Annotated in this window: 9 protein-coding genes; 3 read left to right on the top strand and 6 right to left on the bottom strand. The window is 35.2% G+C overall.

What is annotated here, in order from left to right:
- Nucleotides 1-483 precede the first annotated feature (483 nt).
- From E1171_RS16800 to E1171_RS16790, 3 genes are all read left to right on the top strand, one after another.
- The gene (locus tag E1171_RS16800; protein WP_155207213.1) at nt 484-1653 is read left to right on the top strand and encodes an efflux RND transporter periplasmic adaptor subunit; all 1170 of its coding nucleotides are present in this window, start codon (nt 484-486) and stop codon (nt 1651-1653) included.
- A gap of 15 nt (nt 1654-1668) precedes the next feature.
- The gene (locus E1171_RS16795) at nt 1669-4866 is read left to right on the top strand and encodes an efflux RND transporter permease subunit (RefSeq protein ID WP_155207212.1); all 3198 of its coding nucleotides are present in this window, start codon (nt 1669-1671) and stop codon (nt 4864-4866) included.
- 87 nt (nt 4867-4953) lie between these two features.
- On the top strand, nt 4954-6288 hold the full coding sequence (locus tag E1171_RS16790; RefSeq protein ID WP_155207211.1) for a TolC family protein: 1335 nt from the start codon (nt 4954-4956) through the stop codon (nt 6286-6288).
- A 57-nt stretch (nt 6289-6345) separates the two neighbouring features.
- Here the strand turns inward: E1171_RS16790 and E1171_RS16785 are convergent, their stop codons facing one another.
- From E1171_RS16785 to E1171_RS16760, 6 genes are all read right to left on the bottom strand, one after another.
- Nucleotides 6346-6933 carry an alpha-ketoglutarate-dependent dioxygenase AlkB family protein gene (locus E1171_RS16785; RefSeq protein WP_155207210.1) on the bottom strand — a complete coding sequence of 196 codons (588 nt, stop codon included), beginning with the start codon at nt 6931-6933 and terminating at the stop codon, nt 6346-6348.
- Nucleotides 6934-6988: 55 nt separating this feature from the next.
- The gene (locus E1171_RS16780) at nt 6989-7297 is read right to left on the bottom strand and encodes a YXWGXW repeat-containing protein (protein ID WP_155207209.1); all 309 of its coding nucleotides are present in this window, start codon (nt 7295-7297) and stop codon (nt 6989-6991) included.
- Nucleotides 7298-7533: 236 nt separating this feature from the next.
- Complete coding sequence (locus tag E1171_RS16775) at nt 7534-8847, bottom strand: N-acetylmuramoyl-L-alanine amidase (RefSeq protein ID WP_155207208.1); 1314 nt, start codon at nt 8845-8847, stop codon at nt 7534-7536.
- Between the two features lie 94 nt (nt 8848-8941).
- On the bottom strand, nt 8942-9406 hold the full coding sequence (locus tag E1171_RS16770) for an RNA methyltransferase (protein ID WP_155207207.1): 465 nt from the start codon (nt 9404-9406) through the stop codon (nt 8942-8944).
- A 233-nt stretch (nt 9407-9639) separates the two neighbouring features.
- Nucleotides 9640-10377, bottom strand: coding sequence for a class I SAM-dependent methyltransferase (locus E1171_RS16765; RefSeq protein ID WP_155207206.1), 738 nt, complete (start codon nt 10375-10377; stop codon nt 9640-9642).
- Between the two features lie 28 nt (nt 10378-10405).
- Nucleotides 10406-11098, bottom strand: coding sequence for a hypothetical protein (locus E1171_RS16760; protein ID WP_155207205.1), 693 nt, complete (start codon nt 11096-11098; stop codon nt 10406-10408).
- Nucleotides 11099-11335: the final 237 nt, after the last annotated feature.

Here is an 11335-nt window from a genome sequence, read left to right as displayed (position 1 = left end):
TTATTATCCATCCCAATATTATTTAATTTTTTCATTTCTATTAATTTAATAGAATAATTTTTTTAGCAACTTCTAGTAAATAAATTTTCCATTCACTAATAATAACTTTTTTCACACTATATAAAATACTATTTTTTTCATAATAAAATCCTCAATTCAAAATCAACTATAAATTAAGTTCAAAATATTACAAAAATAGATTAAAAATAAAACAACTCATTCCCCTATAACCTCATCAATCTTAATCCCCATAATTAATAATTATTCAAGGAGAATTTGAAGATTAACCCCTTAAACCTTCAAAAAATTAACTAAAATAAATTTTTGACTTTAATAATTTAGATATCATTTTTTAACAAGTTTAAACTTATAAAATTATCTTTTTTTATAATTATTGATAACCTTTTCATTAATTTTTAACGTATTAGGTATAAATTTGTGTACAAAAAATAGAGTTGTTCAAACTTGTTATTCCACATAAAAATGAATAATAGAAAACCCCTCATCGTACTTTCAGTGATCCTTATCCTGGGTGGATCATTTGGCTTATCGAATTATTTTGCAAGCTTAAAAGAAGAGCCAGAAAAAAAGGAAGAATCAAAAGCTATTAAATACGTAAACACCCAACCTGTTTCCTATCAGGAAATCCCAACCGTAATCACTTCTTTTGGACGAGTACAAGGTGGAGAAACATTAGACCTAATTGCTGAAAAACCGGGCAAAATAGCCCGGGGAACTATTAAGTTAAAGCCTGGGGAAAGCTTTCGAAAAGGGAATCTATTATTTTCTGTGGATGATACAGAAGCTCGATTAAATTTACAGTCCCTTAAAAGTAACTTTTTAAAAGATCTTGCTTCCATACTTCCGGATTTCAAGATTGATTATGCAAATAGTTTTTCAGAATGGGAAAGCTTCTTCAATGCAGTTGAGATTGAACAACCACTCCCTAATCTTCCAAAGGCAAAGACGGCTAAAGAAAAAACCTTCCTAGCAAGTAGAAATATCTATGGGAGTTACTACAATATCAAAAGCCTGGAAACTTCTTTAGAAAAACATAGAGTATATGCTCCTTTCAATGGGACCATTGCAGAAGTGAGTTTACAAGATGGTTCTTTTGTAAATCCGGGAAGTCGGGTAGCAAGGATAGTTCGGACTGACCTATACGAATTAAAAATCCCTATTGAAAGTCGGGATGCAGAATGGATTTCCATCGGTAAGAAAGTTAAAGTGAGCACAGAGAATGGTATAAACGAATGGGATGCCCAAGTAAGTCGCATAGGAGAAATTATAAACCCAAAAACACAGACTCTTGAAGTTTTTCTTACAATTACCCCTGGAAAAAATAAAATTTATGATGGCCTATATTTAAAAGCGGAAATTCCTGGTAAACCCGTGACAAGTAGCATGGAAATTCCAAGAAATGCGGTTTATAATGGCGCAAATGTATTTGTTGTAGAAAAAGGGCAACTTCAAAGTAAGAAAATAACCATTCACAAGATAAATGAACATACCTTAATCTTTTCCGGACTTCAGGAAGGAGAAGATCTTGTCACAGAACCTCTTATCAATGCCCACAATAATATGAAAGTCAGTAAACTTTCAGACAAGAAAGCTCAAGAGAAAACTAAGGATCCTTCAGAAAAAGAAATTTAAAAAGCTTTTATTACTATGCGAAGATTATTTAAAGGATTAATCGAGCAATTTGTACGCTACCCGATTTTAGCCAACATCATTATTGCGTTCACCCTTCTTGCTGGAATCGCCAGTTTCCTCAATACAAAGAAAAGCTTCTTTCCCTTAACTACTCCAAGGAATATTACTATTCAGGTAGCTTATCCGGGTGCCTCTCCTGAAGAAATGGAAGAAGGGGTAACACTGAAAATCGAGGAAGCCATTTACAATATTGCCGGTATCGAGGAAATCAACTCCACCTCTTCGGAAAATTTCGCTTCCATAAATATTCTTACTTTGAAAGGGTATGACATTGAGGAGGTTTACACCGAAATTAAAAATGCGGTGGATGGAATTAGCTCTTTTCCAGTCAGTGCCGAACGGCCATTAATATACAAGCAAAAACCTACTTCCACTACACAATGGGTAACCGTTACCGGAGATGTAGATCTAAAGGTATTAAAAAGGTATGCTGAAGAGGTTGAAGATGATTTGCTAGCCTCAGGTGTAATTTCTCAAATTGCCACAATGGGATATAATCCCCTTGAAATCTCTATTGAAGTATCGGAAGAAAACCTTTCCCGTTTTGGAATCACCTTTGATCAAGTGGCCCAAGCCGTTAGAGCAAACAACCGCGATATATCTGCTGGTTCGATAAAAGCTAAAAATGAGGAAATCCTTATCCGCTCCAGAGCTAAACAAACAGATGCTGAAAAAATTGGCGAAATCATCCTTCGGGCCAACCCAGATGGTAGCAAACTTTTTTTAAGAGAAGTAGCTACTATCAAAGAACAATTTAATGATGCCCCTAATAAGTGGAAACAAAACGGGAAAATTGCCACTTTCCTCCGGATAGACAAACTTGAAGATGAGGACTTACAGGAGATATCCCAACATGTCCGACAATATGCCGATGAATTCAACAAGAGTCATGAAGGTGTAGAATTAATTGTTGCCTTCGACTTTATGGATTACTTACAACAGAGACTAAGTATGTTAACCACTAATGGATTAGTGGGCATTTCCCTAGTTTTAATTTGTTTAGGTGTCTTTCTAAGCCTTCGACTTTCTTTGTGGGTAGCTTGGGGAATTCCCTCTTCCTTTCTGGGTTTATTCATTTTTGGGGCTTTCTTTGGGCTTACCATCAATATGATTTCCCTTTTTGGAATGATCTTAGTTATTGGGATTTTAGTGGATGACGGTATTGTAATTGCCGAAAACATATATGCACATTTTGAAAGGCACGGCAATCCTTACAAGGCAGCCATTGACGGTACCATCGAAGTACTTCCTGCTGTAACCACCTCAGTAAGTACTACTATGATTGCCTTTTCTCCATTGCTATTCATTGACAGCATGGAGTTTTTAAGGGATATGGCCATAGTAGTGATTGTTTCTCTTGGATTTAGTTTAATAGAAGCATTTTTTGTACTTCCCTCCCATTTAGGAAACCCTTCTGTTTTACGCAAAAAGAAAAAGGGCACAAGAAGTCATGCAATAAGGGAAAAAGTTAATCGCTTCATTGATTTCCTTAGATACAGACTGTACGGCAAAGCCTTAACTTTCACCTTGAAAAATCGTGCCATTTCTGTGGCTATTCTCATAAGTTTATTCCCCATAATTGGGGGATTGCTTCAAGGAGGCATTATTAAATCTACTTTCTTTCCTAATATCCCTTTTTCCTCTTTCAACATTGATATCAGTTTTAAGCCAGGCACTAGAGAAGACAAGGTAGAAAAATATTTAGATCGCTTCGATAAAGCTATTTGGGAAGTAAATAATGAATTAAAAACAAAGTACAAGGATACCGTAGACTATATCAACTTTAGTATTTCAGCAGTAGGTTTTAACATGAGTGGATCTGAAAGTGGCAGTCATGCCGGAGGAATAAATATTTTCCATAAGGAATTAGATGACACACCTATCCCAGACAATTTTGAACTTATTCGCTTGATAAGAGAAAAAATAGGTGATGTTCCAGAGGCAGAAAAATTCAGTATTGGTGGAGCAAATCAATTTGGTAAACCTGTTTCGGTTAAATTGATTGGAAAAAACATAGAAGAATTAAACGGAGCAAAAGAGCTACTTAAAAGTGAGTTAAGTAACATAGCTGCCCTCAAAGAAATTCAGGATAATGTACCATTAGGAAAAAGAGAGATGCTTCTAGACTTAAAACCAGATGCATATTTCCTAGGGCTCAATCATAATGACATTACCAAACAGGTTCGACAAGGGTTCTTTGGAGAAGAAGTACAAAGATTACAAAAAGGTACCGACGAAGTTCGTGTTTGGGTAAGATACCCCAATTCCGGGAGGTTAAATACCAGCCAAATGGAGAAAATGAAAATCAAAACTCCTGACGGTAGAGAATTGCCTCTAAATGAATTGACTGAATATTCAGTAGAAAGAGGGGTTTCAGGCATACGACATTTTAATACAGCGAGAGCTATTACAGTAGAGGCGGATGTAGTTGATCCAAATGCCGAAGTGCCACCTATTCTAGAGAAAGTAAATAAGGAAATCATTCCAAAAGTATTGGATAGATTCCCTACGGTAAAAATTGATTATGGTGGGCAGTCTAGACAAAGCCAAAAGGCTATGGAGGAATTGATGACTTACTTTGGGGGAGCATTTATTGCAATATTTTTTGTTCTCTTACTCAATTTTAGGTCTTTCTATCAATCAGTTTTAATCATGACCATGATTCCACTCGGCTTTATTGGTGGAGTTATTGGCCATGGTATAGAAGGCATACAGGTTTCTCTGCTTTCCGCATGGGGATTAATAGCCCTTTCCGGAGTGATCATCAATGATGCCGTAGTTTTTCTGGATAAATACAACTTAAACCTTAAAAAAGGAATGAAAGTAATGGATGCAGCCTTTCATGCCGGAATTGCACGTTTCCGACCAATTATGCTAACCTCCATAACTACTATCGCAGGACTATACCCTATCATAAAGGAAACCAGTTTTCAGGCACAATTCCTTATTCCAATGGCCGTATCAGTTGCTTATGGAGTTTTAATTGGAACCTTTATCATTTTATTATTCTTCCCCGTAGTTATTGTTTCATTCAATGACGTTCGAAAATGGGCTAAATGGCTATGGGAAGGTGAGAAACCTACACCGGAAGAAGTAGAACGTGTAATTATTGACCAAAAGAGAGATTCAAAAATCGATGAAATAATTGCTTAACTATTCATTGATTCAAGTAACCAAAGAGTGGACCCAGTAATGACAAAACAAAAAATGTCATCACTTAAGCCCCAAACTAAAAATTCCATGAAAAAGACATATATACTTTTATCATTTTTTCTGCTTGTAACCAATTTTAAAGCCTTTTCTCAGCAATCTTTAAGTCTTTCTGATGCCATTCAGATAGGTTTAGAAAACAACTATGGGATTCAGATAGAAGGTAAAAAAATCAATATCAGCCGAAATAATAATAATTGGGGGCAGGCTGGGGCTTATCCTTCCATTCAATTAGTAGTAAACCAATCTAATAACCGAACTTTTGATTCAGGAGGACCACTATCGTTTATTCGAAACGACACTTCATATTTCTCATCCGGTGCAAATCCTGCCATCAACTTAAGCTGGACTTTTTTTAATGGTTTTAAGGTTAAAATGGAAAAAAGAAAACTGGAACAACTCCAACGGGAAACCGAAGGAAATGCTTCCATCGTAATTTCTAATACCATTCAATCCATTATTTTAGGATATTACCAGGGCGTTTTACAAAAAGAAAGGCTTGAAATTTTAAATAAAAACCTTTCCTTATCCAGAGATAAATACGAATACCTTAAAATAAAACAGAGCCTGGGATCTTCCGCCACTTCAGAACTTTTACTAGAAGAGGGAAACTACCTTAATGATTCTACAAACGTTCTTAATCAGGAAATTGCCTACCGTGATGCTATCAGAAACCTGAACTTATTACTGGGAATTAAAGATACAGATACTCCCCTACAATTAACTGATCGAATGGAATTTGAAGCATTAAATTATGATCTGGATGAACTGTCTACCAAAATGCTACAGGATAATATTGACCTGAAAAAAACTTATATCAGTCAGGAAATACTCAAAAAAGAAGTACGACTTAGTAAGGTTCAAAAATATCCAACAATAAGTTTGGAGGCTTCGCAATTTCTAAACCAAAATAATTTATACCGGATTGATACTCCCGGGAGAATTGCAACATTTACCTCTACTACTGCTCTCAACTTCAGACTTAGTTTCAACCTTTTTAATGGAGGAAGAATCAAACGAGCTATAAAAAATGCCGCTCTGCAAGAAGAAATTGGAAAAATAGGAATTGATCAGCTGAAGAATTCATTAAATAAAGACCTTCATTCTACCTACGATTTGTTTAAAACTAGAAGGAACCTTTATGGAATCAGTCAAAGGAAAAAGGATGTGGCAAGCCTGAATTTGAGTATAAGTGAAGATAAGTTCAAAAATGGTTCGATAAACTCCTTTGATTACAGAAACATTCAACTTAATTCGCTTCTTGCTGAATTTGATGCTTTACAAGCTGTTTACAACTTGATGGAAGCAAAGATTTCCCTGATGCGGCTTACCGGAGGAATAATTGAAACTTATACACATGAATAAAGAAAAAGAAAGTTTGTCAGGTATTCATTTAGAGATCCCGACCTAATGTTTTTCATCTCAAAATAAAATCTTTCTGAAAGTAAGGTTAATCCTTCCCTGATTAACCTTTTTTCTTTTTGGCAATTGATGTTGCCAATAATGCTGGGTAGCTCCCCTCATTAATAAAAGGCTTCCGTCTCCGAGGCAAATCCTAAATTTTTCTTTTGGATTATCTTTTCGGCGAAAATCAAAATCTCGGGCTACACCAAAATTCACTGAGGCAATGGTAGGATTAACTCCTAATTCCTTTTCATCATCGGCATGCCAACCCATGCTATCATTTCCATCTCGATAATAGTTTAACAAAACACTATTAAACTTATAACCTGAAACCTCCTCCACCTTTTTGCCAATCAATACTAATTTTTCATACAAAGGCAAAGGATTATGAATTACACCAGAATAGGTATATTTAGCTCCGGGATCTCCATACCAGGCTGATAAACGGGGTACTAAGATTTTTTTTCCAAAAAGTTTTAACGTTTCCTGCTTCCAGACACTTTTTTCCATAAGGACCTTATAAAAATTTAAACTTTCTTCTATGGAAAATAAATGAGGAAAATAAATTACTTCAGCATCAGAAAGGGGCAAATGAATGCATTCCATTTGCCCCTTTCTAATATTGGAATTAAACTTTGAATAATCTAACTTCAAAATGGTCTTACAATTTAATCCAAATGGCTGGTTTCCATTTATATCCACCCCTAGTTTTCACCCATGAACCTGGCTTATACTTATAACCCCGACGTTTTTTCACCCAATTTCCTTCTACCCAAACATATTTATTTCTCCTCTTATTCCACTTCCAATGTCCATCTACCCAAATATGTCCTTTTCTAACCTTCTTAGATTTCTTAACTATTTTGACGGGTCTATCAGGTTTTACTTTTACAACCACCTGTGAATGAGCCGTTGTACCTAAAGAAAAAAATAAAGCACTGGCTGCTAAAAATTTCAAAGTTGTCTTCATAAATCTAACATGTTTAAAAAATGGTTCTTGATTAAGATTTAAAGGTTTGACAACAAAAAGAGGCCCAAGTTTAATGGGTTAGAAAAATATTAATTTCTATTATAAAAACTGGAAGAGAAAGATTAATCGTTAAAAGATTGATACAGCAATATCAATACACCCTTTCAACATAATTAATTTTTCAAACCTACAAACCAACCCAATTAATTATACTCGGTATTAATGACACTAAATCTTCATTTATTCAGGTCCAAGTTATAAAATTTGATAACCGCCTGAAAATATGCCTCTGACACCTCTTCAATCCGTTTAGAAGTCTTTATTTTTCCGTCTCGATAATCCTTTCTAGCCAAGGCTTGCGCTTCATGAATATTTTCTTGTAAAAGGCTTTCTCCATAACAAATTGTCCCATGAATTCTTCGACTTAAGGCTAGATTACGACTGTATACTCCCGGACGGCCTGTATAGACACTATATTTATTCAAATATTCTACATTATTAGGCTCAAGGACAGCTGGAATATTCAATAGATCTTTATGCGCTTCCACCCAAAAAGAAGACAATGTAATGGATTGTTCCAGGTCTTCTGACAACAACAATCGTAAAAACTCTAAGCGGCTTTCAGAGGAATTCAATTCCTTTTTAGTAAAGCCCCCTCCTACAAACGCCATACAATAATTCCTTTCATAGGTCTTTAAATTTCCACTAGGATCAGCATTATAATGAATAATAAAAGTTAGATCTGGTCTCCAGGAATTAATATGGTCTGCTCTAGCTTCAAAATCTTTCCCCTTAAAATAAATATTAAAAATTTGCCTTTTTGTAGCCTTATTTATCCACCAATCAAAAGTTTCTTGATCCATTTCCCCGGAAGCCAAATCCCGGTTCAAAACATTACGAAATTCCTTTTTATACCACTTTTTAAAAGTTGAACCCAAGGCAGACTTCCCTTTGGGCCGGCTTATGAACACCTCAGCACCAGCCTCTTCCAACTTTCTCTTTAAAATTAATGCAGTTGAATAGGTAAGATCGGCTTCATAAAAGCGTAGTTTTCTCTTCACTCCATAATCTGACCCGTCCAATTCCATTAATCTCTGTTCTTGCCGAGCCTCTTTCATACTTCCAGCAAAATGTCCAGGATCAAGGGCCACCTTTAATCCTTGCAAACTTTTTCTGGCCTGTATTCTTTCATTTTTTTCCTTTTTATGAAAATAAAGAGATGAGATTTTTCGCCCTTTATAGATATCGTAAACTTCTTTAGGAGAAAATTCATCCAAAATTTTCAAAAACTCTCCTACATCCTTCCAATCTATCCTAATTTCTGGAGTACCTGCCAATTTTTCCTCTGAAGAAGCAAACATCCTTACTCCTAAACTATCCAGGGACAGCAATTCCAACACAGAGGAATCTTTAGCCAGAAAAAGCAAATTCTCCTCCGCTCGCATTTTATAGTTTTGCCCTTGCGCAAATGAAAAAGTGGTAAAAACCAGTAGAATTAACAAATGGCTTTGCCGTAAGAATTTTCTATTTATTTTTAAAGTCTGTTTCACTCGAAATCATTACTATACATTCCCCAAACAATAATTAGCATTCTGTTCAAAAAAAAATCATAAATTACCTAACATATTTAAGGGCAGATAATTCTTATTTCAATCCATTTTTAAGAATTCGATCATACAAAATCACACTTCCTGCCGTGGCTACATTCAAACAAATATGAGATGGTATTTTAATGACATCATGGCAAAGAGTGATCGCCTCCTTACTTAATCCCTTTGATTCAGAGCCTAAAAGATAAACATTTCGTTCAAAATGCTTATAGGTAGTCAATTCCTTGGCAGCATCAGTTAATTCAACTCCTACTAACCGACAACCATAGGGAATGTGAGCATAAAAATCTTCAAAATCTTTGTAATGATGATAGGGGACGTTTTCTGGTGCCTTCGCTGTGTCAGAATACTGTTTTTTATAACGGGTACCGATTGTAAAAATATAAGACGCACCAAATGCAATCGCACTTCTCCATAAGGTCCCGATGTTTTCCTCTAATTGTGGTTCCTCAATTCCAATGGCAAAATATCCGTTGGCTTTCTCTCTTTTTATCTTCATCTCACAAATATAATAAAGGTAATTACGAATTAGGAATAAGGAAACCTCTATTGTGCAATGAGATAAATTCAAAAGGACCTTGGGGAAACATTAAGGGTCAAAGTATTAGGTCTGACGAAGAAGTTCTACCTTCTAAAGTAGGTGGTTTATAAGGAATTTTGAAAGAAGAAATCTCTATTAAATAAGTCAATTAATCCTCCGGAGAATTAAATAAAGTATTTCACCCAAACAGGTTATATTTTAAAGATTTTCAGAATAACAGGAAAATTTACTTCATAACTTTTTGTCTCTGGCCACAAGTCAAATAGATCCTTTTTGATTAAATTTAAAGGATTAGCATGCATCCTTTTCATGTACTGCTGAACGGAAGACCAACTTTCTAAATATCCTAGAAAATGATCTCTTGACCATTTAAACTTATTTTCTAATGTTAAATCTTGCACTTTTTGGAAGGGAAAAACAATATCATCATAATTTCTATTGACATGTTGCCGCTCTGGTGGCCAAAACTTTTTCATCAAGTTATAGCAAAAATTATCAGCAATTTTGTCTATTTCAGGGGTAATACGAATTAAGCTATAAAACCAAACCGCCAAGATTGCACCTTTTTTACCTACCCTACTTACTTCCCTCCAATAGGATGGCAAATCAAACCAATGTAAAGCTGTTGCTACAGTAATCAGATCAAAAGATTTAGCAGGAAAAGGGGATTTTTCTGCTGGACAACATATATATTCAATATTCGGCAGCCGATTTGCTCTTTGAATTTGCGCAGCACTAATATCAGTGGCCTTTACTACTTTAAAATGTTTTGCCAATTCCAAGGCAACTTGTCCATTTCCTGTACCACAATCCCAAACGGCATCAAAGAAACGGACATATGAAAAAATTGATGCATACAACTCCTTTGGATAGGTTGGTCTAAAACGAGCATACTCAGCAGCCTGATCAGAAAAATAATCTTGTTTCATCAAATGAAAAATGTCTTTAAATAAAAAGTCAGGCTATATTTTTAAAGGAATGGTTATCATAATCTTTAAAATCACTAACCCATTCTTCTTTTATTCGATTCAATTCGGAAAAAACATCCAAAAGTTGATCCAGTGTATACACTTTAAACGAACCAGGTGTATAATGTAAAGTCTTAGTTAATAAATGTTCCTTCCAGTAAAAAATTCCCGTACTATAAAGGTCATCTACATAATCGGCGAAGGACTTTCTTTTTGGTAAGTTATTGGCATACCCATTCCCATTGTTAAAATAATAAGCATCAAACTGCAAAACAATTCCAGGATCAATTACACCTGTTCGAATAGATGCTGGAGAACAAAGCTCAAACCGACCATCAATCTTAAGAATTAAGATACTGGTTTTATACCTGTTTCTCTTTTTCAGAACCTCTTCCAATTGCCCACGATCGGGTGGATCAGGATATTCTTCCCTAAAAGCATACAAATTAAAATCCAAATAATCATCAAAAGGAGAATTCCATTGGGCTCCTACTGCCTTTTCAACATCCCCAATAATGATTTTATCAATGGAGCGCTGTAATCGAATCAACTCCGAACAATCGTCCGAAACATAATCATTTACAAGTAAGGCAGCACTATTTTCACACCTTCTCCATTTCCCCCCTTTTGTAAGCCTGAATTTTTCGTATTCCTCCGCATTAAGGCAATATCCCACTCTCATCACTCTCCTCATTTAATAAGGCTTTTCCTATATTATAATTGAATAAGGGAATAATTTGTTTAAATAAGGTCAAAAATATCAGGTAAGAGATCGCGGTCCTAGGAGTTTACCCTACTTATAAAAATAGGAATCTGGCAAATAGCCGTAAAAATCCCCCCTATTGTCTGTCTGTTGAAAGCAACAAAAATAAGGAACAAGAATTTTTTAACATTTGGTTAGAGGCAATTGGTCTTCCAC

The sequence above is a fragment of the Xanthovirga aplysinae genome, assembly GCF_009711365.1.
Lineage (GTDB): Bacteria > Bacteroidota > Bacteroidia > Cytophagales > Cyclobacteriaceae > Xanthovirga > Xanthovirga aplysinae.
The sequence above is the reverse complement of the archived record's forward strand: the minus strand, read 5'-3'. Positions and strand labels throughout refer to the sequence as shown.

Excerpts from the sequence above, each read along its gene's own strand:
- E1171_RS16765 (WP_155207206.1), bottom strand. The coding sequence starts at position 10,377 with ATGAAACAAGATTATTTTTCTGATCAGGCTGCTGAGTATGCTCGTTTT.
- E1171_RS16800 (WP_155207213.1), top strand. The coding sequence starts at position 484 with ATGAATAATAGAAAACCCCTCATCGTACTTTCAGTGATCCTTATCCTG.
- E1171_RS16780 (WP_155207209.1), bottom strand. The coding sequence starts at position 7,297 with ATGAAGACAACTTTGAAATTTTTAGCAGCCAGTGCTTTATTTTTTTCT.
- E1171_RS16785 (WP_155207210.1), bottom strand. The coding sequence starts at position 6,933 with ATGGAATGCATTCATTTGCCCCTTTCTGATGCTGAAGTAATTTATTTT.
- E1171_RS16760 (WP_155207205.1), bottom strand. The coding sequence starts at position 11,098 with ATGAGAGTGGGATATTGCCTTAATGCGGAGGAATACGAAAAATTCAGG.
- E1171_RS16795 (WP_155207212.1), top strand. The coding sequence starts at position 1,669 with ATGCGAAGATTATTTAAAGGATTAATCGAGCAATTTGTACGCTACCCG.
- E1171_RS16790 (WP_155207211.1), top strand. The coding sequence starts at position 4,954 with ATGAAAAAGACATATATACTTTTATCATTTTTTCTGCTTGTAACCAAT.
- E1171_RS16770 (WP_155207207.1), bottom strand. The coding sequence starts at position 9,406 with ATGAAGATAAAAAGAGAGAAAGCCAACGGATATTTTGCCATTGGAATT.